29 protein-coding genes, 1 tRNA gene, 1 pseudogene and 1 riboswitch are annotated in these 25,887 nt (G+C 71.8%); of the genes and pseudogenes, 10 read left to right on the top strand and 21 right to left on the bottom strand.

The window, feature by feature from the left end; translation table 11 throughout:
- Nucleotides 1-186 precede the first annotated feature (186 nt).
- From ABEB09_RS21215 to ABEB09_RS21205, 3 genes and pseudogenes are all read right to left on the bottom strand, one after another.
- The gene (locus ABEB09_RS21215; RefSeq protein ID WP_345691495.1) at nt 187-507 is read right to left on the bottom strand and encodes a DMT family transporter; all 321 of its coding nucleotides are present in this window, start codon (nt 505-507) and stop codon (nt 187-189) included.
- Between the two features lie 35 nt (nt 508-542).
- A riboswitch (guanidine-III (ykkC-III) riboswitch) is annotated at nt 543-609 on the bottom strand.
- Nucleotides 609-946, bottom strand: a pseudogene (locus ABEB09_RS21210) (GroES family chaperonin). (Overlaps the previous riboswitch by 1 nt.)
- Nucleotides 947-989: 43 nt before the next feature.
- Entirely contained in the window at nt 990-1,310 is a 321-nt protein-coding gene (locus ABEB09_RS21205; protein WP_345691494.1) for a DUF3618 domain-containing protein, read from the bottom strand.
- Nucleotides 1,311-1,438: 128 nt separating this feature from the next.
- On the opposite strand from ABEB09_RS21205, the gene bcp reads away from it, so the two are divergent.
- Together bcp and ABEB09_RS21195 are read left to right on the top strand one after the other, a co-directional pair.
- Nucleotides 1,439-1,906 (top strand): thioredoxin-dependent thiol peroxidase, encoded by a 468-nt coding sequence (gene bcp, locus ABEB09_RS21200; RefSeq protein ID WP_345691493.1) that lies wholly within the window; start codon nt 1,439-1,441, stop codon nt 1,904-1,906.
- A gap of 40 nt (nt 1,907-1,946) precedes the next feature.
- A tRNA-Leu gene (locus ABEB09_RS21195) sits at nt 1,947-2,030 on the top strand.
- A 66-nt stretch (nt 2,031-2,096) separates the two neighbouring features.
- Here ABEB09_RS21195 and rdgB read toward each other — a convergent pair.
- From rdgB to ABEB09_RS21170, 5 genes are all read right to left on the bottom strand, one after another.
- Entirely contained in the window at nt 2,097-2,699 is a 603-nt protein-coding gene (gene rdgB / locus ABEB09_RS21190) for an RdgB/HAM1 family non-canonical purine NTP pyrophosphatase (RefSeq protein ID WP_345691492.1), read from the bottom strand.
- Nucleotides 2,700-2,710: 11 nt separating this feature from the next.
- Entirely contained in the window at nt 2,711-3,088 is a 378-nt protein-coding gene (locus tag ABEB09_RS21185) for a hypothetical protein (RefSeq protein WP_345691491.1), read from the bottom strand.
- Between the two features lie 98 nt (nt 3,089-3,186).
- Nucleotides 3,187-3,918, bottom strand: a complete 732-nt coding sequence (rph, locus tag ABEB09_RS21180; protein ID WP_345691490.1) for a ribonuclease PH — start codon at nt 3,916-3,918, stop codon at nt 3,187-3,189.
- Nucleotides 3,919-3,961: 43 nt separating this feature from the next.
- A complete protein-coding gene (locus ABEB09_RS21175) occupies nt 3,962-4,456 on the bottom strand; it encodes a hypothetical protein (RefSeq protein WP_345691489.1) in 495 nt (164 codons plus the stop codon).
- 111 nt (nt 4,457-4,567) lie between these two features.
- On the bottom strand, nt 4,568-4,801 hold the full coding sequence (locus tag ABEB09_RS21170; protein WP_345691488.1) for a PTS sugar transporter subunit IIB: 234 nt from the start codon (nt 4,799-4,801) through the stop codon (nt 4,568-4,570).
- Between the two features lie 208 nt (nt 4,802-5,009).
- Between ABEB09_RS21170 and ABEB09_RS21165 the strand changes: the two genes are divergently transcribed.
- Nucleotides 5,010-6,281, top strand: coding sequence for a PTS transporter subunit EIIC (locus ABEB09_RS21165; protein ID WP_345691487.1), 1,272 nt, complete (start codon nt 5,010-5,012; stop codon nt 6,279-6,281).
- A gap of 288 nt (nt 6,282-6,569) precedes the next feature.
- Nucleotides 6,570-7,820, top strand: coding sequence for a PTS transporter subunit EIIC (locus tag ABEB09_RS21160; RefSeq protein WP_345691486.1), 1,251 nt, complete (start codon nt 6,570-6,572; stop codon nt 7,818-7,820).
- Between the two features lie 79 nt (nt 7,821-7,899).
- Here ABEB09_RS21160 and ABEB09_RS21155 read toward each other — a convergent pair whose 3' ends face one another.
- Entirely contained in the window at nt 7,900-8,652 is a 753-nt protein-coding gene (locus tag ABEB09_RS21155) for an MBL fold metallo-hydrolase (protein ID WP_345691485.1), read from the bottom strand.
- 207 nt (nt 8,653-8,859) lie between these two features.
- On the opposite strand from ABEB09_RS21155, the gene ABEB09_RS21150 reads away from it, so the two are divergent.
- Complete coding sequence (locus ABEB09_RS21150) at nt 8,860-9,363, top strand: type II toxin-antitoxin system PemK/MazF family toxin (protein WP_345691484.1); 504 nt, start codon at nt 8,860-8,862, stop codon at nt 9,361-9,363.
- Between the two features lie 22 nt (nt 9,364-9,385).
- On the opposite strand, the gene ABEB09_RS21145 is transcribed toward ABEB09_RS21150, so the two are convergent.
- The 7 genes from ABEB09_RS21145 to clpS form a co-directional block, all read right to left on the bottom strand.
- Nucleotides 9,386-10,336, bottom strand: coding sequence for a PLP-dependent cysteine synthase family protein (locus tag ABEB09_RS21145; RefSeq protein ID WP_345691483.1), 951 nt, complete (start codon nt 10,334-10,336; stop codon nt 9,386-9,388).
- A gap of 1 nt (nt 10,337) precedes the next feature.
- Nucleotides 10,338-10,616, bottom strand: a complete 279-nt coding sequence (locus ABEB09_RS21140) for a MoaD/ThiS family protein (RefSeq protein ID WP_345691482.1) — start codon at nt 10,614-10,616, stop codon at nt 10,338-10,340.
- A 111-nt stretch (nt 10,617-10,727) separates the two neighbouring features.
- A complete protein-coding gene (locus tag ABEB09_RS21135; RefSeq protein ID WP_345691481.1) occupies nt 10,728-10,844 on the bottom strand; it encodes a putative leader peptide in 117 nt (38 codons plus the stop codon).
- A gap of 109 nt (nt 10,845-10,953) precedes the next feature.
- A complete protein-coding gene (locus ABEB09_RS21130) occupies nt 10,954-11,376 on the bottom strand; it encodes a M67 family metallopeptidase (RefSeq protein WP_345691480.1) in 423 nt (140 codons plus the stop codon).
- A 94-nt stretch (nt 11,377-11,470) separates the two neighbouring features.
- Complete coding sequence (locus ABEB09_RS21125; protein WP_345691479.1) at nt 11,471-12,889, bottom strand: amino acid permease; 1,419 nt, start codon at nt 12,887-12,889, stop codon at nt 11,471-11,473.
- A 290-nt stretch (nt 12,890-13,179) separates the two neighbouring features.
- On the bottom strand, nt 13,180-13,755 hold the full coding sequence (locus tag ABEB09_RS21120) for a DUF2017 domain-containing protein (RefSeq protein ID WP_345691478.1): 576 nt from the start codon (nt 13,753-13,755) through the stop codon (nt 13,180-13,182).
- Nucleotides 13,755-14,060, bottom strand: a complete 306-nt coding sequence (gene clpS / locus ABEB09_RS21115) for an ATP-dependent Clp protease adapter ClpS (RefSeq protein WP_345691477.1) — start codon at nt 14,058-14,060, stop codon at nt 13,755-13,757. Before clpS ends, ABEB09_RS21120 begins: the two co-directional genes overlap by 1 nt.
- Before the next feature lie 233 nt (nt 14,061-14,293).
- Between clpS and ABEB09_RS21110 the strand changes: the two genes are divergently transcribed.
- Nucleotides 14,294-15,550: a nicotinate phosphoribosyltransferase gene (locus tag ABEB09_RS21110; RefSeq protein ID WP_345694020.1), complete on the top strand. Its 1,257-nt coding sequence runs from the start codon at nt 14,294-14,296 to the stop codon at nt 15,548-15,550.
- Nucleotides 15,551-15,669: 119 nt separating this feature from the next.
- Entirely contained in the window at nt 15,670-16,257 is a 588-nt protein-coding gene (locus ABEB09_RS21105; protein ID WP_345691476.1) for an isochorismatase family protein, read from the top strand.
- Nucleotides 16,258-16,272: 15 nt separating this feature from the next.
- On the opposite strand, the gene ABEB09_RS21100 is transcribed toward ABEB09_RS21105, so the two are convergent.
- Complete coding sequence (locus ABEB09_RS21100) at nt 16,273-16,614, bottom strand: hypothetical protein (protein ID WP_345691475.1); 342 nt, start codon at nt 16,612-16,614, stop codon at nt 16,273-16,275.
- A 120-nt stretch (nt 16,615-16,734) separates the two neighbouring features.
- Nucleotides 16,735-19,173, bottom strand: coding sequence for an immune inhibitor A domain-containing protein (locus tag ABEB09_RS21095; RefSeq protein WP_345691474.1), 2,439 nt, complete (start codon nt 19,171-19,173; stop codon nt 16,735-16,737).
- A gap of 427 nt (nt 19,174-19,600) precedes the next feature.
- Here ABEB09_RS21095 and ABEB09_RS21090 point away from each other — a divergent pair, with 427 nt between their 5' ends.
- Entirely contained in the window at nt 19,601-19,870 is a 270-nt protein-coding gene (locus ABEB09_RS21090; RefSeq protein ID WP_345691473.1) for a hypothetical protein, read from the top strand.
- A 59-nt stretch (nt 19,871-19,929) separates the two neighbouring features.
- On the opposite strand, the gene ABEB09_RS21085 is transcribed toward ABEB09_RS21090, so the two are convergent.
- Nucleotides 19,930-20,667 (bottom strand): RDD family protein, encoded by a 738-nt coding sequence (locus ABEB09_RS21085; RefSeq protein WP_345691472.1) that lies wholly within the window; start codon nt 20,665-20,667, stop codon nt 19,930-19,932.
- An 80-nt stretch (nt 20,668-20,747) separates the two neighbouring features.
- On the bottom strand, nt 20,748-22,208 hold the full coding sequence (locus ABEB09_RS21080) for an RDD family protein (protein WP_345691471.1): 1,461 nt from the start codon (nt 22,206-22,208) through the stop codon (nt 20,748-20,750).
- Between the two features lie 235 nt (nt 22,209-22,443).
- Between ABEB09_RS21080 and ABEB09_RS21075 the strand changes: the two genes are divergently transcribed.
- Entirely contained in the window at nt 22,444-22,866 is a 423-nt protein-coding gene (locus ABEB09_RS21075; protein ID WP_345691470.1) for an SsgA family sporulation/cell division regulator, read from the top strand.
- A gap of 129 nt (nt 22,867-22,995) precedes the next feature.
- Here ABEB09_RS21075 and ABEB09_RS21070 read toward each other — a convergent pair whose 3' ends face one another.
- Nucleotides 22,996-24,363 (bottom strand): FAD-binding oxidoreductase, encoded by a 1,368-nt coding sequence (locus tag ABEB09_RS21070; RefSeq protein WP_345691469.1) that lies wholly within the window; start codon nt 24,361-24,363, stop codon nt 22,996-22,998.
- Nucleotides 24,364-24,448: 85 nt separating this feature from the next.
- On the opposite strand from ABEB09_RS21070, the gene ABEB09_RS21065 reads away from it, so the two are divergent.
- Nucleotides 24,449-25,837 carry a tetratricopeptide repeat protein gene (locus ABEB09_RS21065; protein ID WP_345691468.1) on the top strand — a complete coding sequence of 463 codons (1,389 nt, stop codon included), beginning with the start codon at nt 24,449-24,451 and terminating at the stop codon, nt 25,835-25,837.
- The last annotated feature ends 50 nt before the right edge of the window (nt 25,838-25,887 follow it).

Genomic DNA, 25,887 nt, shown 5'->3' with positions numbered 1-25,887 from the left:
ACCCCGCCCCTTCCCGAATCGGGGGGCTCCGCCCCCCGAACCCCCCGCTCCTCAAACGCCGGAGGGGCTGACTTTCAGCCCGTCCGGCGTTTGAGGACGAGCGCCGTTCAGGCGCGATACGGGGTCCGGGGCGGAGCCCCCGGTTTCGGGAAGGGGCGGGGTGGGGAAAGAACCGCCGAGCGCGGCCTAGTTGCCGCCCGTGGCCTTCAGGCCCACGACGGACACCAGCAGCAGGCAGACGAAGAAGACCCGGGCGGCGGTCGCGGGTTCCCCGAGGACCGCCATCCCGACCACCGCCGCGCCCGCGGCGCCGATGCCGACCCAGACGCCGTACGCCGTGCCGATCGGCAGGGTCTTCGCGGCCTGCGCCAGCAGCGCCATGCTGGTGACGATGCCGAGGCCGGTGAGCAGGCTCGGCCACAGCCGCGTGAACCCGTCCGTGAACTTCATTCCGATCGACCAGCCGACCTCCAGCAGGCCGGCGACGATCAGCAGGACCCAGGCCATGACGGCACCTCCGAGACGCGGGAAACGGTGTACGGGGTGCGTCGTCTTTGCCTATGACCCGGTACGGCGCGTCTCGTCGGGGGTCTTCCAAGGTAGCAAAGCTAGAGATACAGGCCGGTGGAGTCCTTCGAGCCCTCGAACCGGTCGGCCGCGACCGCGTGCAGGTCGCGCTCGCGCATCAGGACGTACGCCACACCGCGCACCTCGACCTCGGCGCGGTCCTCCGGGTCGTACAGCACCCGGTCCCGGGCTCCACGGTCCGGACGTTCTGGCCGACGGCGACCACCTCGGCCCAGGCCAGCCGGCGGCCTACGGCGGCGGTCGCGGGGATGAGGATGCCGCCTCCCGACCGCCGCTCGCCCTCGGGAGTGTCGGACCGGACCAGCACCCGGTCGTGCAGCATCCGGATGGGCAACTTGTCGTGGGTGTTCTCGCTCACCCCACGAACTTACCTGGAGCGGCGGCCCCGGTACGTCCGAGGGTCAGTCCTTGTGCCTGCGCGCCGACACGGCGATGAGGCCGATGACGCCGACGGCGACGAGCGCCACGGGCACCAGCCGCTCCAGGCGTGGCCCGCCGTCCTCGGAGACGAACCGGGTCCTCACATCGGTGACGACGCGGTTCACGGTGACGAAGGCCCGGCCGGCCGTCTCGTCGATCGTGGACGCCACCCTGGCCTTCGCGTCCCCGATGATCGTCTTCGGGTGCATCCGTACGCCGATCTCGTCGAGCGTGACGGCGAGCTGCTCGCGCCGGCGGAGAATGTCCGCCTCGATCTGCGCAGGGGTCCTGGCGTCCGACACCGCGCTGCCTCCGTGGTCTCTCGTGGTCCGTGGTGGACAGTCTGTCAGCTCGACGGGCCGGGGGCTGTCACAGACCCCCATTAGGCTCGGTCGTATACGCCCACCCCCTCGTGAGGAGCCGGAGAACCATGAGCGAGCGACTGCAGCCCGGAGACATCGCCCCCGCCTTCACCCTGCCCGACGCGGACGGCAACGAGATCTCGCTCGCGGAGCACCTGGGCCGGAAGGTGATCGTCTACTTCTACCCGGCGGCGCTGACCCCCGGGTGCACGAAGCAGGCCTGCGACTTCACGGACAACCTGGAGCTGCTGGCGGGCGCCGGGTACGACGTGATCGGCGTCTCGCCGGACAAGCCGGAGAAGCTGGCGAAGTTCCGCGAGAAGGAGAGCCTGAAGGTCACGCTGGTCGGCGACCCGGAGAAGAAGGTCCTGGAGGCGTACGGCGCCTTCGGCGAGAAGAAGCTCTACGGAAAGACGGTCACGGGCGTGATCCGCTCGACGGTGATCGTCGACGAGGAGGGCAAGGTCGAGCGCGCGCTGTACAACGTGAAGGCGACCGGCCATGTCGCCAAGATCATCAAGGATCTCGGGATCTGACGCCGCCTCACGGGCGTCGGCCGCTACGATGTGGCGGTCGGCGGCCGTGGTGGAACTGGCAGTCACGCTGGGTTTAGGTCCCAGTGGGGTAACACCCGTGAGGGTTCGAGTCCCTCCGGCCGCACGGGTCGACGAGACCGCACAAGGCGCAGCCCTGGGGGCTGCGCCTTGCGCGTTCCGTCCCGGCGGATCAGCCGAGCAGTTCGCGGATGACCGGGACCAGGGCGCGGAACGCCTTGCCGCGGTGGCTGATCGCGTTCTTCTCGTCCGGGGTCAGCTCCGCGCAGGTGCGGGCCTCGCCCTCCGGCTGGAGGATCGGGTCGTAGCCGAAGCCGCCGGTGCCGGACGGGGTGTGGCGCAGGGTGCCGTCGAGGCGGCCCTCGACGACGCGCTCGGTGCCGTCCGGGAGGGCCAGGGCCGCGGCGCAGGCGAAGTGGGCGGCGCGGTGGGCGTCGTCGATGTCGGAGAGCTGGGCCAGCAGCAGCTCCAGGTTGGCCCGGTCGTCGCCGTGGGCGCCGGCCCAGCGGGCCGAGAAGATGCCGGGCGCGCCGCCCAGGACGTCGACGCAGAGGCCCGAGTCGTCGGCGATGGCCGGGTGGCCGGTCGCGCGGGCGAGGGCGTGCGCCTTGAGGAGGGCGTTCTCGGCGAAGGTGACGCCGGTCTCCTTGACGTCCGGGACCTCGGGGTAGGCGTCGGCGCCCACCAGTTCGTGGGTGAGGCCGGCCTCCGCGAGGATGGCGCGCAGCTCGGTGATCTTCTTGGCGTTGCGGGTGGCGAGGATCAGGCGGGTCATGGGACCAGTATCTACGGGGTGCAGACCTTGCCGATCTCGGTGGCCGCGTCGGTGACGGGCTTGATGTCGGGGGTCGTGTCGCCGTTCTTCACGGACGTACGGACCGTCTCGACGCCCTTGGAGAGGTCGTCGACCGCCTTCGACAGGTCGGCGTTGTCGGTCGAGTCCTTGAGGTTCGCCAGCTCCTTGTCGATGGCGGTCAGCGACTCCTCGATCTGGGTGGGGTCGTTGCCCGCGGTGGACACGGCCTGGGAGAGGCGGTCGACGCTGCTCGCTATGGCCTCGGCGGTGCGGGCGCAGTCGAGCGCCTTGTCGAGGGCGCCGCAGCCGGTCAGCGCGGTGAGGGTGAGGGCTGCCGTGGCGGCGGCGAGGGCGAAGGGGCGTCGCATGGTGGGGTGTCCTCCCGGGGCTGGTCGCGGCGACGGGCGTACGGAGCGGTCCGTACGCCCGTGTCCGGTGAGACGCCCGGCGGGTGCCGGGCGGTTGCTCAGAGCGTGATGTCCAGCGCGCCGCGCTGGAGGGCGGCCAGGTCGGCGCAGCCGCCGGTGGCCAGGTCGAGGAGGGCGTTGAGCTCCTTGCGGTCGAAGGGCTCGGCCTCGGCGGTGCCCTGGACCTCGACGAAGCGGCCGTCGCCGGTGCACACGACGTTCATGTCGGTCTCGGCGCGGACGTCCTCCTCGTAGCAGAGGTCGAGGAGCGGCGTGCCGTCGACGATGCCGACGGAGACGGCGCTGACGGTGCCGGTGAGGGGCTTGCGGCCGGCCTTGACGAGCTTGTTCCGCTGCGCCCAGGAGACGGCGTCGGCGAGGGCGACGTAGGCGCCGGTGATGGCGGCGGTGCGGGTGCCGCCGTCGGCCTGGAGGACGTCGCAGTCGAGGACGATGGTGTTCTCGCCGAGCGCCTTGTAGTCGATGACGGCCCGCAGGGAGCGGCCGATGAGGCGGGAGATCTCGTGCGTGCGGCCGCCGATCTTGCCGCGGACCGACTCGCGGTCGCCGCGGGTGTTCGTGGAGCGCGGCAGCATCGAGTACTCGGCGGTGACCCAGCCTTCGCCGCTGCCCTTGCGCCAGCGCGGCACGCCCTCGGTGACGGAGGCGGTGCAGAAGACCTTGGTGTCGCCGAAGGAGATGAGGACGGAGCCCTCGGCGTGCTTGCTCCATCCGCGTTCGATGGTGACCGGGCGGAGCTGTTCGGGGGTGCGGCCGTCGATTCGAGACATGGGAAGAGCGTAGGCCACCGGGGGAAGAGGCCGTTCCGGCCCGTCAGGGGCGGCGGCGGGCGGCGCGGACGAGCCAGGGGGTGGGGGTGGGCAGGAGGATCAGCTCGCGGTAGGTCTCGCCGCCGGGGAGCGGGACGGTGAGCCACTCGCCGGGCGGCAGGAAGCGGCCCTTGACGTGGGCTGATCCGTCGAGGAGCGCCCGCAGGAAGGCGGGGACGGAGTCGCGGGGCACGTCGTGGAACTCGACGCCCTCGACGGTGATCAGGGCGTCGCCGTCGGCGAAGAGCCGGATCGCGACGGACGGGGGGCCGGCCAGCTCGACGGTGGCGTCGTGCGGGAGAGAGCCGTCGGGGTCGGTCACGGCGAAGGCGGGCGCGGAGGTACGGCGGGCGACCTGGTCGGCGCCGATGTCGTCGGTGACGGTGAGGTCGAGCCCGTACGCGTCGGCGACGGCGCGCACGGCGGCGACGGCGGCCTGGGTGGTCGGCAGGTGCGGGTGGGGCGACCGGGGCGAGGTGGGCGGCTGGGGTGCGGGCATGACGGGTCCCTCCAGGGCTGCGGTCCGGGTACGACGGGACCCGCCTCCCTGCGCCGCGGGTGCGGGGTGCGGGGGCGGGTCCGGTGCGGTGCCTGCGCGGTCAGCGGCAGGTCACATCATGTCTTCGATCTCGGCGGCGATCGGGTCGGCGTCGGTGCCGATGACGACCTGGATGGCGCTGCCCATCTTGACGACGCCGTGGGCGCCGGCGGCCTTCAGCGCTGCTTCGTCGACCAGGGACGGGTCACTGACCTCGGTGCGCAGGCGGGTGATGCAGCCTTCGACCTCTTCGATGTTGTCGATCCCACCGAGCCCGGCGACGATCTTCTCAGCCTTGCTGGCCATGTGTTTCTCCCTGTTCCTCAAAGAGCGCAGTCTCGGCGCGCCGTAGGTCCGCGTTTGTCACGGTAACTCACGGTTGGCCCATCTACACGAGCGAGCCTGCGCAGCGTCCCCAATGATGACGATCACCGGCACCCTCGCCCGCGGCCGGGCTCCGGGGAGCCTATCGCAACTGGTCTACACCAGTCTTGTCGTTCCGGGAGGACCCCCGATGAGCACGGAGAGCACGGAGGGCGCCGCCGCGCCGCGGAAGTCCCGGTGGAGCGGACTCTTCCAGGGGCTCCAGAAGGTCGGGCGCAGCCTCCAGCTGCCGGTCGCCGTCCTGCCGGCGGCGGGTCTGCTGGTGAGTCTGGGCAACCTGTTCTCCGCGTACCTCGACGGGCCGTTCTGGGAGAAGACGTCGAAGGTCCTGCTGAACGGCGGCACGGCGATCCTCAACGGCGAGACCGGACTGCCGCTGCTGTTCTGCATCGGGGTCGCGATCGGCTTCGCGAAGAAGGCGGACGGCTCGACCGCGCTGGCCGCGGTGGTCGGCTTCCTCGTCTACCGGGGCGTGCTGACGGCGTTCCCGCGCGAGGGCACGGTGACGGAGGACGTCCCGGCGGGGGTGCCGCAGAACCCGGGCGTGCTGGGCGGCATCCTGATCGGCCTGCTGACCGCGGTGGTGTGGCAGCGCTACCACCGGACGAAGCTGGTGGACTGGCTCGGCTTCTTCAACGGGCGGCGGCTGGTGCCGATCCTGATGGCGTTCCTGTGCGTGGTGCTGGGCGTGCTGTTCGGGCTGCTGTGGGAGCCGGTCGGCGACGCGCTGGAGTGGTTCGCCAAGCGGCTGATCAACCTGGGCGCGTGGGGCGCGGCGATCTTCGGGGTGGCGAACCGGCTGCTCATCCCCGTCGGCATGCACCAGTTCATCAACACGTTCTTCTGGTTCCAGGCGGGTGAGTTCACCAGGCCGGACGGGACGGTCGTGCAGGGCGACCTGACGCGGTTCTTCGCGGAGGACCCGACGGCGGGGCAGTTCATGTCCGGGTTCTTCCCGATCATGATGTTCGGCCTGCCGGCCGCCGCCCTGGCCATCGCGCACACGGCCCGCCCGGAGCGGCGGCCCGAGGTGGCGGGCCTGATGCTGTCGGTGGCGCTCACGTCGTTCGTCACGGGCGTCACGGAGCCCATCGAGTTCTCGTTCATGTTCGCGGCGCCGCTGCTGTACGGGCTGCACGCGCTGCTGACCGGCGCGTCCATGGCGATCACCTGGGCACTCGGCGTGCACGCGGGATTCAGTTTCTCGGCCGGTTTGATCGACTACGTCGTGAACTGGCATCTGGGCACGAAGCCCTGGCTGATCATTCCGATCGGCCTGGGATTCGCGGTCGTCTATTACGTGGTGTTCCGCTTCGCGATCACGGTCTTCAAACTGCAGACGCCCGGGCGCGAGCCGGAGGAGGTCGAGGCGGAGATGGAGCGGGACACCACCAAGCCGTAGGACGGGACGTCACCAAGCCGCGGAGCGGGCGGCGAAGGGCGGCGCACCCCGACGGAGAGGGCCTTCGGACCGTACGGTCCGGGGGCCCTTCGTCCTGCGTTTCCCCCGCCTACGCGGCGTGGAGGTCACGTTACGAATTCGCAGGTTCCTTATCTATCCCCGACCGTGCTACAACAGGTCTACACCACAATTGGTGTAGACCACGCGGCGTCCCCCGTGCCGCGTTTTCCCGAGACGCCGCCGTCCCCCTTTCTCCCCGGGCGGCGCCTTGCCTACTGGAGGAAGTTGATGAGTACGGCCACCGCCACGGCGGCCCCCGCCAAGAAGCGGGGCTCCGGCGTGTTCCAGGGCCTGCAGAAGGTGGGTCGCAGCCTGCAGCTGCCGATCGCCGTACTGCCGGCGGCGGGCATCCTGCTGCGCCTGGGACAGGACGACGTCTTCGGTAAGGACGGCCTCGGCTGGAACAAGGTGGCGTCCGTGTTCGCCACCGCCGGCGACGCGGTCTTCGCCAACCTGCCCCTGCTGTTCTGCGTCGGCATCGCGATCGGCTTCGCCAAGAAGGCCGACGGCTCCACCGCCCTCGCCGCCCTCGTCGGCTTCCTGGTCTACAAGAACGTCCTCACCGCGTTCCCGGTCACCGAGGCCAAGGTCCAGGCGGGCAAGGACATCGCCGCCACCTACAACGACCCCAAGGTCCTCGGCGGCATCGTGATGGGCCTGATAGCCGCCGTCACCTGGCAGCGCTTCCACCGCACCAAGCTGCCCGACTGGCTCGGCTTCTTCAACGGCCGCCGTCTCGTCCCGATCCTGATGGCCTTCATCGGCACCGCCGTCGGCGTCGTCTTCGGCCTGATCTGGGAGCCCATCGGCGGCGTGATCAGCGACTTCGGCCAGTGGATGACCGGCCTCGGCTCCCTCGGCGCCGGCATCTTCGGCGCCATCAACCGCGGCCTGCTCCCCGTCGGCATGCACCAGTTCGTGAACACCGTGGCCTGGCAGGAGATCGGCTCCTTCACCGACTCCGCCGGCGCCGTGTGGCACGGCGACCTGCCGCGCTTCTTCCACAACGACCCGACCGCCGGCCAGTTCATGACGGGCTTCTTCCCGATCATGATGTTCGCGCTCCCGGCCGCCGCCCTGGCGATCACCCACTGCGCCCGCCCCGAGCGCCGCAAGGTCGTCGGCGGCATGATGGTGTCCCTCGCGCTGACCTCGTTCGTCACCGGCATCACCGAGCCGATCGAGTTCGCGTTCATGTTCATCGCGCCGGTGCTGTACGTCATCCACGCGCTGCTGACCGCCGTCTCGATGGCCCTCACCTGGGCCCTCGGCGTGCACCACGGCTTCAGCTTCTCGGCCGGCGCCATCGACTACGTCCTCAACTGGGGCCTGGCGACCAAGCCGTGGATGATCATCCCGGTCGGCCTGGCCTTCGCGGCGGTCTACTACGCGGTGTTCCGCTTCGCGATCATCAAGTTCAACCTCCCCACCCCGGGCCGCGAGCCCGAGGAGGAGGTCGAGGACCTCACCAAGGCGTGACCCGGTCCACCGACGCGGGAAGGCCCCGGAACCCGAAGGTTCCGGGGCCTTCCCCGTGCCGTACGCGCGGTGCCACGGCCTACAGCTCGTACACCCCGCCCGGCCGGGCCAGCTCCGACGGGCCGTCGTAGACCGCGCGGGCGTCCGCCAGGTTGCGCTCGCCGTCCGTCCACGGCGGGATGTGCGTGAGCACCAGCCGCCGCGCCCCGGCCCGCGCCGCGTGGGCGCCGGCCTCGCGGCCGTTGAGGTGCAGCTCGGGGATGTCCTCCTTGCCGTACGTGAAGGACGCCTCGCACAGGAACAGGTCGGTGTCGGCGGCCAGCTCGTCCAGCGCGTCGCACACGCCCGTGTCACCGGAGTACGTGAGGGTCTTCCCGGCGTGCTCGATCCGGATGCCGTACGCCTCGACCGGGTGGCACACCCGCTCCGTACGGACCTGGAAGGGGCCGATGTCGAACGCGCCGGACTTCAGCGTGTGGAAGTCGAACACCTCGCTCATCGACTTGTCGGACGGCGTGTCCGCGTACGCCGTGGTCAGCCGCTGCTCGGCGCCGTCGGGCGCGTACACCGGTATCGCCGGGCAGCGCCCGCCCTCGTGGCGGTAGTACCGCGCGACGAAGTAGGCGCACATGTCGATGCAGTGATCGGCGTGCAGATGGCTGAGGAAGATCGCGTCGAGGTCGTAGAGACCGCAGTGGCGCTGCAGCTCGCCCAGGGCGCCGTTGCCCATGTCGAGGAGCAGCCGGAAGCCGTCGGCCTCTACGAGGTAGCTCGAACAGGCCGAATCCGCGGACGGGAACGACCCGGAGCAGCCGACGACGGTGAGCTTCATGGAGCGTGAACCTCCGTGGACGGGAGCGGGGAAGCGCTGACGGGGGAGGTCGTGCGGTCCGTCGAGCGTAAGGCGCGGCGGCGCGGGGCGCTCCTCCGCAGTGGCCCGTTGTGGGGGAACTCACCTGCGCTGTCACCGGTTCGGATGGACGCGGAGGGGCCGGGGCGGCCGGGCGGGCGGCCGGTGGGGCCGGTAACGTCCTGAGGTATGGATACGTCCTGGTGGCTCGCGCTCGGCGCGGTGGTGGTCCTCGCGCTGGTCGTCGCGGTGGCCGACGGATGGGGCAGGTCCGGACGCGGTCCCGGCCGCGGCCCCGCCGGCCGTACGCGCCCGCCGGGACGCCCGGCCGGCCGTACGCAGCGGCCGACGCGGCCCGCGAGGCCGCGGGGCGCACCGGACCGGCGGCCCGAGCCGGGGGACATCTGGTGGGCGGACGTGCCCTACGAGGACGGCCCGGGGTCCAAGGACCGGCCGTGCCTGGTCCTGGCCGTACGGGGCGACTCGGCGCTCGTCGCCAAGATCACCAGCAAGTACCGGGACGAGCGGGGGGTGATCGCCCTGCCGCCGGGCTCCGTCGGGGACGCGCGGGGGCGGGCCAGCTTCCTGGAGACGGACGAGCTGCGGGACGTGCCGCTGTGGGAGTTCCGCCGCCGGGTGGGCTGTGTGGACCCACTGGTGTGGGACCAGGTGCGCCACCTGGCGGCGGACTAGGAGTGGAGCCGGGGGCGGGCCGTCAGGCCCAGAGCTGGCCCTGCAGGGTCTCGATGGCCGCCTCGGTCGTCGGGGCGGTGTAGACGCCGGTCGACAGGTACTTCCAGCCGCCGTCGGCGACCACGAACACGATGTCGGCGCTCTCCCCCGCCTTGAGGGCCTTCCTGCCGACGCCGATCGCGGCGTGCAGGGCGGCGCCCGTGGAGACGCCCGCGAAGATGCCCTCCTGCTGGAGCAGCTCGCGGGTGCGGGTCACCGCGTCGGCGGAGCCGACGGAGAACCGCGTGGTGAGGACGGTGGCGTCGTACAGCTCGGGCACGAAGCCCTCGTCCAGGTTGCGCAGCCCGTACACGAGGTCGTCGTAGCGCGGCTCGGCGGCGACGATCTTGACGTCCGGCTTGTGCTCGCGCAGGTACCGGCCGACGCCCATGAGGGTGCCGGTGGTGCCGAGACCGGCCACGAAGTGGGTGATGGAGGGCAGGTCCGCGAGGATCTCCGGGCCCGTCGTGGTGTAGTGCGCCGCCGCGTTGTCCGGGTTGCCGTACTGGTAGAGCATCACCCAGTCCGGGTTCTGCTCGGCCAGCTCCTTGGCGACGCGCACGGCCGTGTTGGAGCCGCCCGCGGCCGGCGACGAGATGATCTCGGCACCCCACATGGCGAGCAGGTCGCGCCGCTCCTGGGAGGTGTTCTCGGGCATGACGCACACGATGCGGTAGCCCTTGAGCTTGGCCGCCATCGCGAGCGAGATGCCCGTGTTGCCGCTGGTGGGTTCGAGGATGGTGCAGCCCGGCGTGAGGCGGCCGTCCTTCTCCGCCTGCTCGATCATGTGCAGGGCGGGGCGGTCCTTGACGGAGCCGGTCGGGTTGCGGTCCTCCAGCTTCGCCCAGATGCGCACGTCCTCCGAGGGGGACAGACGCGGCAGCCGGACGAGCGGGGTGTTGCCGACGGCGTCGAGGGGGCTGTCGTACCTCATGTCAGGCCATACCGCCGGCCACGGCCGGCAGGATCGTGACATTGTCGCCGTCGGCCAGCTTGGTGGAGATGCCGTCCAGGAAGCGGACGTCCTCGTCGTTCAGGTACACGTTGACGAAGCGGCGCAGCTCGCCGCCGTCGACGATGCGCTCCCGGATGCCCGTGTGGCGGGTCTCGAGGTCGGCGAACAGCTCGGCGAGGGTCTCCCCGCTGCCCTCGACGGCCTTGGCGCCGTCGGTGTAGGTGCGGAGGATGGTCGGGATGCGGACCTCGATGGCCATGGCGTGGGCTCCTGTGGAAGGCGGAAGAGGGCAGGGCTTGAGGCTGCGGCGCCCTGGGCGGGCGGCACGCGGGGTGCTGCGGTGCGGTGGTCGTGCGCGACGGGCCGCGGCTCAGGCGGCAGCGCTGCGGGGACAGATGGCGCTGGCGAGGCGGCACAGGTCGACGTGCAGCCGCGCCACGAGCAGGACGGTGCCCGGCGTCTGTTCGCTCACGTCGATGGAAACCATGCGGGCATCGTAACGATTCCCGGCCCCCGGGCCCGAGTGTGATCTCGCATGCCGGACGATATTCGCTCGGCATGCGGACCACTGCGGGTGGAGCGGCAGGTCAGTGCGGTCAGTACGCCTCGACGACCTTGACCTCTTCCTCCGTGATCTCGCCGTCCACGATCCGGAACGAGCGGAACTGGAAGGGCCCGGCGCCGTCGGTGTCGGCCGTGGACACGAGGACGTAGTGCGCCTCGGGTTCGTTGGCGTAGGACACGTCGGTGCGGGAGGGGTACGCCTCGGTCGCCGTGTGCGAGTGGTAGACGACCACCGGCTCCTCGTCGCGGTCGTCCATGTCGCGGTAGAGCTTCAGCAGGTCGCCCGAGTCGAACTCGTAGAAGGTGGGCGAACGTGCGGCGTTGAGCATGGGGATGAAGCGCTCGGGGCGCCCCGAGCCGGCCGGGCCCGCGACCACGCCGCAGGCCTCGTCCGGGTGGTCGGCGCGGGCGTGCGCGACGATCTGGTCGTACAGAGCCCGTGTGATGGTCAGCATGGGGTTCAGGATAAGCAGACGGGCCCTGCTGTACCGAGGGTCGGTACAACAGGGCCCACATGCTGGACAGATGGCCGGTTTCGGCCCCTCCGGCTCAGCTCCGGACGGTCTCGTCGCGCGAGGCGCGGCCCTTGAGGACCTGGTACGCGACGCCGAGGATCACGCCCCACACGGGCGCCCCGTACAGGGAGACCCGGGCACCCTCGTCCAGGGCCATCATCATGATGACCATGCCGATGAAGCAGAGCGCGAACGCGCTGGTCCACGGGGCGCCGGGCGCCTTGAAGGACGACGCGGGCAGCTCGCCCCGCTCCGCCTTGACGCGGTAGCGGATGTGGCAGACGAGGATCATGATCCAGGCCCACATGCCGGAGATGGTGGCGAAGGAGACGACCTTCTCGAACGCCTCGCCCGGCCACTGGTAGTTGATCCAGACGCCGACGAGCATCAGGGCGGCCGAGAACGTGGTGCCGATCAGCGGCGTGCCGGACGCGGTCAGCCGCGTGAAGAGCTTCGGGCCCTGGCCGTTGAGCGCGAGGTCGCGCAGCATGCGGCCGGTGGAGTACATGCCCGAGTTGCAGGACGACAGGGCGGCGGTGAGGACCACGAAGTTCACGATGGCGGCGCCGATGCCGAGTCCCATCTTCTCGAAGGCCGCGACGAACGGGGAGACGCCCGGCTGGAACTCCGTCCACGGGACGACCGAGAGGATCATGATCAGGGCGCCGACGTAGAAGACGGCGATGCGCCACGGCACGGTGTTGATCGCCTTGGGCAGCGTCTTCTCGGGGTCCTTGGACTCGCCCGCCGTGACACCGACCAGCTCGACCGCGAGGAACGCGAACATCACGATCTGGAGGGTCATCAGCGTCCCGCCGATGCCCTTGGGGAAGAAGCCGCCGTCCGCCCACAGGTGCGTCACGGACGCCGTGTCACCGGCGTCGGAGAAGCCAAGGGTGAGGATGCCGGCGCAGATGAGGATCATGCCGATGATGGCGGTGACCTTCACCATCGAGAACCAGAACTCCAGCTCGCCGAAGAGCTTCACGGAGATCAGGTTCGCCCCGTAGAGGATGATCGTGAAGGCGAGCGCGGAGATCCACTGCGGGATGTTCCACCAGTACGTCATGTAGGTGGCGGCCGCGGTGACCTCGGTGATGCCGGTGACGACCCAGAAGAGCCAGTACGTCCATCCGGTGACGAAGCCCGCGAAGGGGCCGATGAACTCGCGCGCGTACTCCGAGAACGAGCCCGACACCGGGCGGTACATCAGGAGTTCGCCCAGCGCGCGCATGATGAAGAAGATGACGAGGCCCGCGACGGCGTAGGCCAGGATGAGGCTCGGGCCGGCCTTGGAGATGGCCTTGCCCGCGCCGAGGAAGAGCCCGGTGCCGATGGCTCCGCCGATCGCGATCATCTGGATCTGGCGGGCACCGAGTCCCCGGTGATAGCCCTCGCCGTCGGCGGCGGCCGCGTTGCCGCTCTGGTCCTTTTCGACCTGCAGAGAGGTCATGTTTGTGGTGCGCCTTTCTCCACGCTGATCCCCCCGGACATGGCTGGAGTGCCGCCGGCGGTCGGCCGGCTGTGGCGCCCCCGGGAGACATGGGTGGCGCTCCCGGCGGTCGTGCAGATGTATCACGACTGCCCGCATGTCCGGCGAACCGCCCTGTGGCCCACTTCACAGGAGAATGCGGAAAAAGCGGACCCTTCGCGCCAAAGCGGGTCACGGGAAATGACGAGATCGTTATCCGGACTTGAGCGTCCGTTGAGCGAACACCGAGGGAACGGCGCGCGGCGGAGCCGTCACGGCATGAGGGTCTCGACCAAGGTCTCCTGGAGCGCGCCGAGCCACAGGTACGCCAGCACCATCGGCTTGCGCGGGTCCGAGTCGGGCAGGCGGTACAGCTCGCCGCCCTCGTCCTCGTCGGTGACCTCCAGCCGGGTGCCGATCGTCAGCCGGAGGTCGTTGAGCGCGCCCAGCCAGCTGCGGGACTGCTCGGGGGTCAGCTCCAGGCGGCCGCCCTCCTCGCCCATGACCATGCCGTCCAGGCTGCGGACGACGGTGAGGGCGTCCTCGCGCTTGCGGGCCCGCAGGTCGTTCTCGGTGTAGCGGCGGAACTCGGCGGAGGCGGCACGCAGCTCCTCGTCGCCGTCGCCGTACGCGTCGGGGAAGAGCCGGGCGAGCGCCGGGTCGGACGGCGGCCGGCTGGGGCCGTCCTGGAACAGGGCGGCCAGCGGGTCCTCGCCCTTGGCCGGCTCGTCACCGGGCCCGATCAGCTCCAGCATCTGGACGGCGAGGGAGCGCAGGATGGCGACCTCGACCTCGTCGAGCGGGACCGCCGCGCCACCGCCGGGCAGCGCCTCGAAGTGGCCGCTCATCAGCCGCGGTCCTGGGAGAGGGTCGCCCACAGCCCGTACCCGTGCATCGCCTGCACGTCACGCTCCATCTCCTCGCGGGTGCCGCTGGAGACCACGGCCCTGCCCTTGTGGTGCACGTCCAGCATCAGCTTGTGCGCCTTGTCCTTGGAATAGCCGAAGTACGCCTGGAAGACGTAGGTGACGTAGCTCATGAGGTTGACCGGGTCGTTGTGGACAATCGTCACCCACGGCACGTCGGGCTCGGTGACGGCGAAGCTCTCTTCTGCCGGCTGGGTGCGTTCGATCTCTACGGGAGCAACACTCACTCCCCCAATGCTGCCACTCGGGGTGGGCCGCCGCACAAACGGGGCGCCGCACAAGGGGGCGTCCGAGAAATCGTCACTCTGACGAGTATTCGGGGTAGCATCCCCCCATGAACGCTTCGGAGCTCAGGCTGCCAGATGAAAACGCGCGCGAAGCGCTTCCTCAGAAGGGTGGTGGTGGGCGACGGGTGGGCGTCCCGTCCACGGCGCTGTTCACGGACCACTACGAGCTGACCATGCTCCAGGCCGCGCTGCGGGGCGGTACGGCCGAGCGGCGCTCGGTCTTCGAGGTCTTCACCCGGCGCCTGCCGGAGGGCCGCCGCTACGGCGTCGTGGCCGGCACCGGCCGGGTCCTGGACGCGGTGGAGAACTTCCGGTTCGACCCCGACGTGCTGGGCTTCCTGCGGGCCAGGGGCGTCGTCGACGAGGACACGCTCGCCTGGCTGGCCGACTACCGCTTCGGCGGCGACATCTGGGGCTACCCCGAGGGCGAGGTGTACTTCCCCGGCTCGCCGGTGCTGCGGGTCGAGGGGTCGTTCGCCGAGTGCGTGCTGCTGGAGACCGTGATCCTGTCGATCCTCAACCACGACTCGGCCATCGCGGCCGCGGCCTCCCGCATGGCGGTGGCGGCCGGCGGGCGGGGGCTGATCGAGATGGGCGCCCGGCGCACCCACGAGCTGGCGGCGGTGGCCGCGGCCCGGGCGGCGTACGTGGGCGGCTTCGGCTCCACCTCCGACCTGGCGGCCGGGTTCCGGTACGGCATCCCGACGGTCGGCACCTCGGCGCACGCGTTCATCCTGCTCCACGACAGCGAGCGGGACGCGTTCCGGGTGCAGGTGGACACGCTGGGCCGGGGCACGACGCTGCTGGTCGACACGTACGACGTGGCCGAGGCGGTGCGGGCCGCAGTCGAGGTCGCCGGGCCCGGCCTGGGCGCGGTCCGCGTCGACTCGGGCGACCTGCTGCTGGTGGCCCACCGGGTGCGGCAGCAGCTGGACGAGCTGGGGGCGCGGGACACGAGGATCGTCGTCACCTCCGACCTCGACGAGTACGCGATCGCCTCCCTGGCGGCCGCGCCGGTCGACGCGTACGGCGTCGGTACGCAGGTGGTGACCGGCAGCGGGCACCCCACGTGCTCGATGGTCTACAAGCTGGTCGCCCGCGCCGACTCGGCGGACCCGGCGGCGCCGCTGCGGCCGGTGGCCAAGAAGTCGCTGGGCGGCAAGGCGTCGGTCGGCGGCCGCAAGTGGGCCGCGCGGCGGGTGGACGCCGACGGTGTCGCCGAGGCGGAGGTCGTCGGCACCGGCGCCGTGCCGGACGAGCTGGTGGACCGGCAGCTGCTGGTCCAGCTCGTGAAGGCGGGCGAGGTGGTGGCGCGCGAGCCGCTGGAGGCGGCGCGGGAGCGGCACATCGCCGCGCGGGACGCGCTGCCGCTGTCGGCGGTGCAGCTGTCGCGGGGCGAGCCGGTGATCGTGACGGAGTACACGGCGTAGGGGCGGCGCCCCGCGGGGTGGTGGCGCCCTCTCCCGTTGGGGGCGGGAAGTCTCTACGCTCGAAATCATCCCCAAGTGTTCATGACCATCCACCGCTCCCCCACCGAAGGACAACCGCCATGCACCGCGCATTGATCGTCGTCGACGTTCAGAACGACTTCTGCGAGGGCGGCAGCCTCGCGGTGGCGGGGGGCGCGGACGTCGCCGCCGCCATCACGGACCTGGTCGGCGAGTCCGCCGGGGTCGTCTACCGGCACGTCGTCGCCACCCGGGACCACCACATCGACCCGGGGGACCACTTCTCCACGGACCCGGACTTCGTGCGGTCCTGGCCGGCCCACTGCGTCGCGGGCACCGAGGGCGTCGGCTTCCACCCGAACTTCGCGCCGGCCGTGGCGTCGGGCGCGATCGAGGCCGTCTTCGACAAGGGCGCCCACGAGGCGGCGTACAGCGGCTTCGAGGGCACCGACGAGAACGGCGTGCGGCTCGCGGACTGGCTGCGCGCCCACGACGTCGCCGAGGTCGACATCGTGGGCATCGCCACGGACCACTGCGTGCGGGCCACCGCCCTCGACGCGGCGGCCGAGGGCTTCCGGACGCAGGTGCTGCTGGACCTCACCGCCGGGGTCTCCGAGGAGACGACCCTCAAGGCGCTGGAGGACCTGCGGGCCGCCGGCGTGGAGCTGGCGGGCAAGCCGGTCGTCTGAGGCCCGCAGCGGCCGTCAGGGGAGTTCCGGGGCCGTCCGCGGGCGGTCGTGGCGCTCGGGGTGGAGCAGCGCCCGTATCGGGTGCCACAGCTCCTGGGCGTGGCCGGGCGTCGTACGCCACAGCAGCCCGTCCGGGTGGTGCAGGACCGCCGTGATCTCGTCCGGGGTCGGCGGGTGGAGGTTGCCGCGCAGGTACACCGCCCGCAGCCCCAGGTTCCGCAGCCTGGTCAGGGCGCGGGGCCGGTTGGCCGCGTGGACGAGGACGCGCACCGTGGCGCCCTCGACGGCCGGGCTGGGCAGGCTGAGCGCGACCACCACGCTGCCGCCGGGCAACTTGCAGAAACCACCACCGGGCATGCCGAACCGCTCCCCCGTGAAACGTGTGTCAATAAGAAACTGGCACGTGCACCTAAACACGATCGGCCGCCGCCCGCTAGAGGGCGACGGCCGATCACGCTTTGACCTGCGACGATGCTGTTACTTCGTCGACGGGCCGACCTGGACGGTGATCGTCTGGCCGTTCATCGGCTGCTTGACGATCGCGATCCGGGTGTTGGTGTCAGTTACCTTGACACCGGCCCGCGGGTTGCTCTCGAACCAGTAGACACCCTTGCGGTCGTCGAAGACCGGGTTGCCGCGCAGGCCCCCGATGCGCTGCTCGACGCTCGCGTTGTGCAGGGTGACGCGGTCCGTGCGGTACAGGCTGAACGGCGCGTCGTACGACTGGATGCGGTTGCGCATCAGCGTGCCGTTCGCCCACGTCAGCGGGGTCGCGTGGGCGTCGATCGGGAGGATCATGCCCTCACCCGGGTGGGTGGCGGTGTTGTTGTCCTTCTGGGAGGTGTCCCACTTCCAGATCAGCAGGCCGGTCTGGTACGGGTAGTGCTCCACCCAGCTGTCCTTCGTGCCCGCGAAGCCGAAGTTGTACGGGCCGACCTTCAGCGTCGCGTCGTACGAGACGTACTGGCGGTTCTCCGCGATGTAGTACTGCGGGTACTCGTCGGTGATCGCCTCGCCGATGCGGGAGAAGCCCTTCGAGGTCCAGCCCGCGGCCTCGGTCTCGGCGTTGTCCGAGAAGACCGGGGCGCCGTCCGCCGTCACGACGATGTTGTCCGCCGCGAAGCCCTTCTGGGCCACGCCGCCGTCGGTCTGGTAGCGGAACCGGATGTCGATCTTCTTGCCGGCGTACGCGTCGAGCGGGTACACGAGCTTCTTGAACTTCTCCGAGACGCCGGTCAGACCGGTCGCGCCGCTCGCGTCCTTGGGCAGGGCCGCGCCGTCGGCGGTGCCGTCCAGGGCGGTCCACTGGGCGCCGCCGTCCGTGGAGACCTCGGCGTACAGGTAGTCGTACTCGGCCTCGATGTCCCACCAGCCGTCGAGGGACAGCTCGGCCTTGGACTTGCCGGTCAGGTCGACCGAGCGGGTGAGGGTGTTCTTCAGGTCGTCGCCCATGTTGCTCCACCACTGGGTGGAGCCCTCGACCGGCTTGACGATCGGGGTGGTGACCTTCTTCTTCGGCAGCTCGACGACGAGCGCCTGCGGGTTCTTGGTGTTGTACTCCGCGACGCCCAGCTTGTGCTTGGACTTCGTGGCGGCCTTGGCCTTCTCGTAGTTGAGCCAGCCCAGCTGCAGCTTGTCCCAGGCGGTCATGTCGCCGGGCATGTCGCCGATGGAGTCCTTGCCGGTGCCCAGCCAGGAGCCGGACGACATCAGCGACCAGAAGCCCGTGGAGTTCTCCGCGCCCTTGGCGCCGGAGGTGTCGTACAGGTCCGGCAGGCCGAGGTCGTGGCCGTACTCGTGGGCGAAGACGCCGAGGCCGCCGTTCTCCGGCTGCATCGTGTAGTCGCCGACCCAGATGCCGGTGTCGCCGATCTGCGTACCGCCGGCCTTGTTGTTCTCCGGGCCGGTCTTGCCGGCGTTGGTGCCGTACGCGTACCAGCGGTGGGCCCACAGGGCGTCGGTGCCCTGGACGCCGCCGCCGGCCGACTCGTCCTCGCCCGCGTGGACGATCTGGAAGTGGTCGATGTAGCCGTCGGCCTCGTTGAAGTTGCCGTCGCCGTCGAAGTCGTAGCGGTCCCAGAGGTCGTACTGCGCCAGCTGGGCCTTGACCTCGGCGTCCGTCTTGCCCTTGGCCTTCTGGTCGGCGACCCAGGCGTTGACGCCGTCGCGGACCGCGTCCCACACGTTGGCGCAGTTGGTCTGGCCGCAGTAGTTGGAGCCGTAACGGGCCTCGTTGTACTCGACCTTCACCCAGTCCGAGACCGCGCCGTCGACCGAGTAGCGGCCGGAGGAGGTGCGCTCGTAGTAGGTCTTGAGCGAGTGCTTCTGGTTGCCCTTCGCGTCCTTGCCGGTACCGAAGTACAGGTCCTCGAAGTGCTTCTGGTCGTAGTCCGCCTGCCAGGCCGTCGAGTTGTCCTGCGTCCGGTCCGGCTTGGCTATCTGGTTGTGCAGCGGGCCGGGCGTGCCGCCGAACTTCGGCTTCAGCTCGTCGGTGTCGTCGTCCTTGCGGTCGACGAGGGTCGTGTTGTCGACCTTGTCACCGAACTCGACGAGGATGGTGAAGATCTTGTCGGTCTTCTCCCGGCCCAGCTCGACGTACTTCTTCGCGTCGAGCTTGACGACCTGGGAGGCGCCGCGGCGCTCCACCTTGGACTCGCCGGACAGGACCTGCTCCAGCGCCGCCTGGCGCTGCTGCGCCTGCTGCTCGCTGAAGGGGCCCTCCAGGTCGTGGTCGACGCCGGCCGCGTGGTCGTGGCCGTGCTCGGCGCCGGAGCCGGGGGCCGGGTCGACGCGCTCGATGCCCGCGTCGGGGCGGTTGTCGGCGTGTGCCGTGGTGAGGGCGCCGGCGGTGGCCGCGGTCGCGGCGAGCGCCACGATCACCGCGGACGCACGGAACGCCCGTCGTCTGCTGGTCACTTGTTGTTTCCTCCCCTGCGCACCGCCTGACGCGGATGGGGGGTCTCAGTGTTATCCGCGTGCGGTGTCGCGCCACAAGTGACGACATTCGACCGGACTTACGCGAGAAAAGACAGTCTTGACTTGAACAGGCCAAGCCCCTATGTGGACAACGCCGTCCGGATAACGGACACCTCTCGGTGTGGCGAGCGGCACCCGCCCGCCGCTGCGGTCACCACAGGCCGTATTGCCCCACTGCAAGGCATATGGGTCGTCAGATCCCGCCGGTGCACGGCCGGTCCGGGGGCGGGTGCCCCCGTGCGCCCCTTGCGCTCTGCACCGTGGGTTAGGTCACGCTTACTGCCGGTTCCTCCCGGGCATCCACGGTCGTAGAGTCGTCAATCAGTGCGACCGCGCGAGACTCCATCAACCGAGGACGGAAACCGCCATGCCGCGTCCGACCGCCGCACAGCTCGCCTACGGTTCGGCCACTGTCGTCTGCTCGACCGTCGCCCTGCTCCTCCTCTTCGACCCCGCCGGTGCCGGCGTCGCCCTCATCGGCGTCGTCGCCCTGCTGCTCGGCCTGCTCGTCACGCTCGCCGCGCCCGTCCGGCGGGCGAGGGCCGCGGCCGCCTCCGCAGCCGTCTCCGGCCCCTCGGCGCGGGTGCCCGGCCCGCGCGCCCGCGCCCGTACGGGCGAGCACTCCCTGCGCCACTGAGGCGCCTCCGCCGACAGCCCGGGCCCGCCGACGCCCGGGACCGCGCGCACCGCGCCCGCTCAGTGCGCCGTCGACACGACCACGGTCTTCGCGGCCTTGTCGTGCAGGCCCTGTTTGTAGGGCTTGTCGACGACGATCAGGATGAGCAGCAGCAGCGGCCACAGACAGGCGCAGCAGATCAGCGCGGGCAGCCACAGCACGAGCGCCCGGATCAGGGACGCGTTCACGGTCGGCACGCTGCCGTCGTTGAGCATCGCCACCCGCAGCCCCATCAGCCGCTTGCCGAGCGTCTGCCCGTTCCGCTGGGTGAAGTACGTGTCGTACGCGACGTACGCGACGATCGAGATGAGCTGGAAGACCCACTGGTTGCCCTCGCCGGTCTGCCACACCTCGGCCACGTCGTCGGAGTCCTCCGAGACGCGCCGGTAGATGTCGAACGGGATGCCGATGAGCGCGAGCGGTACGACGATGATCAGCCAGTCGACGATACGGGCCAGGATGCGCTTGCCGGTGTCGGCGAGCGGGGGCATCCCGGCGAGCGGATCGGTCCCGCCGTAACCGTACGGGCCACCGCCGTAGGGCCCGCCGCCGTACGGGCCCCGGTCGTAGGGGCCGCCGCCGTACGGCCCGCCGCCGCCCGGCGGGGGTGGGGGCGGCGGTGGCGGAGGCGGGGCGCCGCCTCCGCCGGAGGGCGGTGGCGGCGGTGGGGGTCCCGAGGGCGGGGTGGAGTCCGGGGGCGGCTTGCGGAAGGGGTCCTCGTCGGGCGGCTGACCGGGCGTCGGCGGTTCGTTGCTCATGGGGGCAGTGCAACCCGCCCCGCCGACACCCGCATCCGGTCACGTGCCGTTCGGGGGACCGTGCCGTTCGGGGAACGTCCTTACGGCTTCGCCACGAAGGTGCGCGCCGCCTTGTCGTGCCAGCACTGGCGCCAGGGCCGGTCGAACAGGCACCACAGGACGTTCCCGATACCGACCACGAGAAGTCCGAGTACGCCGTAGACGAGCCAGCGGCGCAGGGCCGCGCCGAACGACGGCGGCTCGTGCGACTCGATGTCCCGCACCTGGATGCCGCACAGCTTCTTGCCCAGCGTGCGGCCCCACTTGGCGGTCGGCAGCGCCTCGTAGAGCCCGCCGAGGACCAGCAGCAGGGCGAGCGCGATGCCGAACTGCAGGGACGTCGTGGAGTCGATCAGCCAGACGGTCACGGTCTCACCGGACCGCTCGGCCTGCTCGATCTTGCCGATGATGTGGTCGACGCCGCTCATGACGAACGGGGCGGCGGCGGCGCCGACGAGCGCGCCGAGGACGACGGTGTCGACGAGCCGCGCCACCAGGCGCTTGCCGAGACCGGCCGGACGGGCATTGGCCTGGGCCTGGGCGGCCCGCAGGAACGGGTCGTCGACCGGGGGCTTCCACGGCATGACCGGTGTGTTGCCCGCCGGATCCACGGGCTGCGCCGCGGCGGCCGGGACGTGCTGCTGGGCCGGCGAGGCGGCCTGGGGCTGCTGCGGCTGCGCCGGGACCTGCGGCTGGGCGAGCTGGTGCACCTGCTGGGCCCAGGAGGAGGCCCCGCCTCCGGGGCCGGACGTCAGGGGAGTGGCCGCTGCGGCCGCCTGGGCCGGGCCCGGCTGCTGCTGGGCCTGCTGCGCGGCGGGCCGGGCCTGGGCCTGTGCCTGGGCCTGGGCCTGGGGCTGCGCGGGGAGCTGCGGGCCCTGCGGCGCCCCGGAGTTCCGGGGTGACTGCGGCTGCTGCTGCGGGGTGCGCGGCTGGGTCGCGCGGATGGTCACCGTGCCCTCGGCGACCGGGGCGCGCGGTGTCGGCGCCGCCGGTTCCGCTTCGGGTTCCACGCGGCGTACGCCGGGCAGCGCGCCGCCCGTCGGGTCGGCCGCGGCGGCCGGGAGACGCGGGTCGCGGGCACCCTCCGAGCCCCAGGAGACCCGGCGGTCGCGGTCACCGCCGAAGCCCGTCTGCCGGGAGGCGTCCGCCTGCCAGGCCGACGCGGGCTCCGGGTCGGGCCTGGAGGCGCGTTCCGCTTCCCGTTCCGGTTCGGGGCCCGTCCGGTACGCGGGGTCCGGCTCCTCGTCGAGGAACACCGGCCCGGTCTCCTCGACGGCCGGCACCGGCGCCGGCGAGGGCGCCGACGGGGCGGGCGCCGGGGCGGCGGCGACCGCCGAGGCCGGTGGCGTCGGCATCGCCTCGCCGTCCTTGGGCGCGGGACGGCTGGTCCCGGGCACCCACGCGGCACCGTTCCAGTACCGGATGTATCCAGGAATGGAGGGGTCTGGGTAGTACCCAGCCTGGGGGCTGCCGTCGCCGGTTGCCGGGGTTGGGGCGCTCATCACCGTGGTCCCGTATCTCCTCGAGGGCCTCAATTCAAGGCACCACATCTATCAGACCGCCGGATGCCCCCGGACCCCTCCGATCGCGGGGGCCGCCATCCGGTCACAGCTGTGTCACGCAAAGTAACAGAAATTCGCCGGTGAAAGTCGCGTAATGAGAACGGGGAAGGCGGCTCTCTCCCTCTGAGCGCGCCCCGTCGCGGGGCCGTACTGAAGCCGAGAGGGAGGAAGACCCATGCACGAGACCACGGTGGTGGAGCGGGAGCTGGAGCTGAAGCTGGTGCTGTCGCCCGAGCGCAGCGTGCCCGTTCCGGCCCGGCTGACGTACCGCACGGCCGACCCGTTCGCCGTCCACATCGCGTTCCACGTCGGCTCGGACCACCCGGTGCACTGGACGTTCGCGCGGGAGCTGCTGGTGGAGGGGGTGTTCCGGCCGTGCGGGCACGGGGACGTGCGGATCTGGCCGACGAAGGTGGACGGCCGGGGCGTCGTCCTGATGGCGCTGTCCTCGCCGGACGGCGACGCCCTGCTGGAGGCCCCGTCGGCGCAGGTGTCGGCGTGGCTGGAGCGGACGCTGCGGGTGGTGCCGCCGGGCACGGAGGCGGAGCGGCTCGGCCTGGACGAGGAACTGGCCGAGCTGCTCTCGGCGGAGGCGTAGCGGGATGACACCCGTACCGGTCATCGCGCCACGGCGGTTACGTCCCCCGATGGTTGTCGCGGCGCCGCCGCCCGTGGGGTGCGGCGCCGTGGCCCGGAGGCTCCCGGGGGCCGGCCCGAGCCCGCCGGGTCAGAAGAGCTTGCCGGGGTTGAGGAGGCCCAGGGGATCGAAGGTCCGCTTGATGCCCTGCTGGATCTCGACGCCCACGGGGCCCAGTTCGCGGGCGAGCCAGTCCCTCTTCAGGACGCCGACGCCGTGTTCGCCCGTGATCGTGCCGCCCAGTTCCAGGCCGAGCGCCATGATCGCGTCGAAGGACGCGCGGGCGCGCCGGGATTCGTCCTGGTCGTGGTGGTCGAAGCAGACGACGGGGTGGGTGTTGCCGTCGCCGGCGTGGGCGCACACGCCGATGGTGAGGTCGTACCGCTCGGCGATCCCGGCCGTGCCGTCCAGCATCTCGGCGAGCCGGGAGCGCGGTACGCAGACGTCGTCGATCATCGTGGCGGTGGAGACGGTCTCCAGGGCGGGCAGGGCCATGCGGCGGGCCTTGAGCAGCAGTTCGGACTCGGCCGCGTCCTCGGCGGGGACGACCTGGGTGGCTCCGGCGGCCGTGCACAGCTCGCCGACGGCGGCCAGGTCGGCGGCGGGGTCCGGGGTGTCGAACGCCGCCAGCAGCAGGGCCTCCGTGGTGTCGGGCAGGCCCATGTTGCCGAGCCGGTTGACGGCCCGGACCGTCGTGCGGTCCATCAGTTCGAGGAGCGACGGGGTGTGGCCGCGCTCCATGATCGTGCAGACGGCGGCGCAGGCGGCGGCCGCAGAGGGGAATTCGGCGGCGAGGACGAGCTGCGCGGGCGGCTGGGGCTTGAGCGCGAGGACGGCGCGCACGACGATGCCGAGGCTGCCCTCGGAGCCGACGAACAGCCGGGTGAGGTCGTATCCGGCGACGCCCTTGGCGGTGCGGCGGCCGGTGGTGAGGAGGCGCCCGTCGGCGAGGACGACGTCGAGCCCGAGGACGTACTCGGCGGTGACGCCGTACTTGACGCAGCACAGGCCGCCGGACGCGGTGCCGATGTTCCCGCCGATGGTGCACATCTCCCAGCTGGACGGGTCCGGCGGGTAGGACAGACCGTGTTCGGCGACGGCGCGGGACAGGGCGGCGTTGACCACGCCCGGTTCGACGACGGCGATCCGGTCGACCGGGTTGATCTCCAGGATGCGGTCCATCCTGATGAGGGACAGCACGATGCAGCCGTCGGAGGCGTTGGCCCCGCCGGACAGGCCCGTACGGGCGCCCTGCGGGACGACGGGGACGCGCAGCGCGGTCGCGGTGCGCATCACGTGCTGGACCTGTTCGACGGTGCGCGGCAGGACGACGACGGCGGGCGTGCCGGCCTCACAGAAGCTCGCCATGTCGTGGGCGTAGGACGCCGTGACGTCGGGGTCGGTGATCAGGGCCTCGGCGGGAAGGCCCGTACGCAGTCGCCGGAGGAGGTCGTCCATGATCCCAGCCTGGCATCCGGGGCCATCGGTGTGAACCCGGCGTGTACGCGCGGTGGCCCGGTCGGGCTGGCGCACAGTGAGCGGTGTGAAGACGGAACGGGTGTCCCGGGCGGTGCTGCTGGCGGGGGCGGGTGCGGTGCTGGCCGGCGCGGTGGCGCTGTTCGCGACGGACGGCCTCGTGGGGCCGGGGCGCGACGGGCCGCGGCCGGCGCCGGGCGCGGCCGGGCAGGCGGTGCGGGCGGCAGGCGCGGGGGCGCGGGCGTCGCTGCCGGAGCTGCACGCGCTGATCGGCGACCGGGAGAAGTGGCTGCGGGCGCACCCGCGCGACGAAGCGTCCTGGGCGGTGCTGGGCGCCGCGTACGTGGAGCGCGGGACGCGGGAGGGCGACCCGGCGGCCTTTCCACGGGCGGAACGCGCGCTGCGGCGGTCGCTCGCGGTGTACCCGGCGGCCAAGGGCAACGCGGACGCGCAACTGGGCCTGGGGGCGCTGGCCAACGCGCGGGGCGACTTCGCGGCGGCGCGGCGCTGGGGCGAGGCGGTGCGCGAGCGGTCGCCGCGGCGCTGGGAGGCGTACGCGGTGCTGGTCGACGCGTACCGGGGGCTCGGCGACCACGTGTCGGCGGGGCGCGCGGCGGACCGGCTGGGCGCGCTGCGGCCGGGGGCGACGGCGCTGAGCCGGGCGGCGCAGGTGTACCGGGACCGCGGCTGGCGGGAGGACGCCTCGGCGACGGCGGCCGAGGCGGTGGCCCGGGCGGACACGCCGGCCGAGCGGGCGGCGTGCCTCCAGCGGCTGGGGGACCTGGCGTGGGAGCGGGGCGAGCCCGCGGAGGCGGCCGCGCGGCACGCGGCGGCGCTGGACCTGGTGCCCCGCCACGGGCCGGCGCTGGCGGGGCGGGCGCGGGCGCTGGCCGCGCTGGGGCGGACGGAGGAGGCCGTACGGGGCTACCGGGCGGCGCTGGAGGCGCAGCCGCTGCCGGAGTACGCGCTGGAGGCGGGCGAGCTGCTGCAGGCGCTGGGCCGGCGGGACGAGGCGCGGGAGCAGTACGCGCGGCTGCGGGAGCTGGCGGAGGAGGAGGCCGCGCACGGGGTGAACGCGTCGCTGGTGCCGGCCCGGTTCGAGGCGGACCACGCGGACCCGGAGGCGGCGGTGACGTGGCTGCGCGCGGAGTGGCGGCGGGGGCACCGGTCGGTGGAGGTGGCGGACGCGCTGGGGTGGGCGCTGTACCGGGCGGGGCGGGCGCGGGAGGCGCTGCCGTTCGCGCGGCGGGCGACGGAGCGGGGCCTGCGCAGTGCGCTGTTCTCGTACCACCGGGGCATGATCGAGCGGGAGTTGGGGATGGCGGGGGCGGCGCGGCGGCGGCTGTCGGAGGCGCTGCGCGTCCATCCGGAGTTCTCGCCGCTGTTCGCGCCGCGGGCGCGGGAGGCGCTGGCGGCGCTGGGCGAACCGCCGCTGCGGGCGCCGCGGGGGCGGTAGGGGGCGGCGGGGGCAGAGCGGCCTGTGGCCCCACGGGTCAGGTCCGTGGG

Source organism: Streptomyces coeruleoprunus (genome assembly GCF_039542925.1).
Taxonomy (GTDB): domain Bacteria; phylum Actinomycetota; class Actinomycetes; order Streptomycetales; family Streptomycetaceae; genus Streptomyces; species Streptomyces coeruleoprunus.
The sequence above is the reverse complement of the archived record's forward strand: the minus strand, read 5'-3'. Positions and strand labels throughout refer to the sequence as shown.

Excerpts from the sequence above, each read along its gene's own strand:
- bcp (WP_345691493.1), top strand. The coding sequence starts at position 1,439 with ATGAGCGAGCGACTGCAGCCCGGAGACATCGCCCCCGCCTTCACCCTG.
- ABEB09_RS21165 (WP_345691487.1), top strand. The coding sequence starts at position 5,010 with ATGAGCACGGAGAGCACGGAGGGCGCCGCCGCGCCGCGGAAGTCCCGG.
- ABEB09_RS21145 (WP_345691483.1), bottom strand. The coding sequence starts at position 10,336 with ATGAGGTACGACAGCCCCCTCGACGCCGTCGGCAACACCCCGCTCGTC.
- ABEB09_RS21160 (WP_345691486.1), top strand. The coding sequence starts at position 6,570 with ATGAGTACGGCCACCGCCACGGCGGCCCCCGCCAAGAAGCGGGGCTCC.
- ABEB09_RS21110 (WP_345694020.1), top strand. The coding sequence starts at position 14,294 with ATGCTCCAGGCCGCGCTGCGGGGCGGTACGGCCGAGCGGCGCTCGGTC.
- ABEB09_RS21175 (WP_345691489.1), bottom strand. The coding sequence starts at position 4,456 with ATGCCCGCACCCCAGCCGCCCACCTCGCCCCGGTCGCCCCACCCGCAC.
- ABEB09_RS21085 (WP_345691472.1), bottom strand. The coding sequence starts at position 20,667 with ATGAGCAACGAACCGCCGACGCCCGGTCAGCCGCCCGACGAGGACCCC.
- ABEB09_RS21130 (WP_345691480.1), bottom strand. The coding sequence starts at position 11,376 with ATGCTGACCATCACACGGGCTCTGTACGACCAGATCGTCGCGCACGCC.
- ABEB09_RS21150 (WP_345691484.1), top strand. The coding sequence starts at position 8,860 with ATGGATACGTCCTGGTGGCTCGCGCTCGGCGCGGTGGTGGTCCTCGCG.
- rdgB (WP_345691492.1), bottom strand. The coding sequence starts at position 2,699 with ATGACCCGCCTGATCCTCGCCACCCGCAACGCCAAGAAGATCACCGAG.
- ABEB09_RS21120 (WP_345691478.1), bottom strand. The coding sequence starts at position 13,755 with ATGAGCGGCCACTTCGAGGCGCTGCCCGGCGGTGGCGCGGCGGTCCCG.
- ABEB09_RS21185 (WP_345691491.1), bottom strand. The coding sequence starts at position 3,088 with ATGCGACGCCCCTTCGCCCTCGCCGCCGCCACGGCAGCCCTCACCCTC.
- ABEB09_RS21155 (WP_345691485.1), bottom strand. The coding sequence starts at position 8,652 with ATGAAGCTCACCGTCGTCGGCTGCTCCGGGTCGTTCCCGTCCGCGGAT.
- ABEB09_RS21170 (WP_345691488.1), bottom strand. The coding sequence starts at position 4,801 with ATGGCCAGCAAGGCTGAGAAGATCGTCGCCGGGCTCGGTGGGATCGAC.
- ABEB09_RS21135 (WP_345691481.1), bottom strand. The coding sequence starts at position 10,844 with ATGGTTTCCATCGACGTGAGCGAACAGACGCCGGGCACCGTCCTGCTC.
- ABEB09_RS21215 (WP_345691495.1), bottom strand. The coding sequence starts at position 507 with ATGGCCTGGGTCCTGCTGATCGTCGCCGGCCTGCTGGAGGTCGGCTGG.
- rph (WP_345691490.1), bottom strand. The coding sequence starts at position 3,918 with ATGTCTCGAATCGACGGCCGCACCCCCGAACAGCTCCGCCCGGTCACC.
- ABEB09_RS21075 (WP_345691470.1), top strand. The coding sequence starts at position 22,444 with ATGCACGAGACCACGGTGGTGGAGCGGGAGCTGGAGCTGAAGCTGGTG.
- ABEB09_RS21100 (WP_345691475.1), bottom strand. The coding sequence starts at position 16,614 with ATGCCCGGTGGTGGTTTCTGCAAGTTGCCCGGCGGCAGCGTGGTGGTC.
- ABEB09_RS21090 (WP_345691473.1), top strand. The coding sequence starts at position 19,601 with ATGCCGCGTCCGACCGCCGCACAGCTCGCCTACGGTTCGGCCACTGTC.
- ABEB09_RS21125 (WP_345691479.1), bottom strand. The coding sequence starts at position 12,889 with ATGACCTCTCTGCAGGTCGAAAAGGACCAGAGCGGCAACGCGGCCGCC.
- ABEB09_RS21105 (WP_345691476.1), top strand. The coding sequence starts at position 15,670 with ATGCACCGCGCATTGATCGTCGTCGACGTTCAGAACGACTTCTGCGAG.
- ABEB09_RS21140 (WP_345691482.1), bottom strand. The coding sequence starts at position 10,616 with ATGGCCATCGAGGTCCGCATCCCGACCATCCTCCGCACCTACACCGAC.
- ABEB09_RS21080 (WP_345691471.1), bottom strand. The coding sequence starts at position 22,208 with ATGAGCGCCCCAACCCCGGCAACCGGCGACGGCAGCCCCCAGGCTGGG.
- ABEB09_RS21070 (WP_345691469.1), bottom strand. The coding sequence starts at position 24,363 with ATGGACGACCTCCTCCGGCGACTGCGTACGGGCCTTCCCGCCGAGGCC.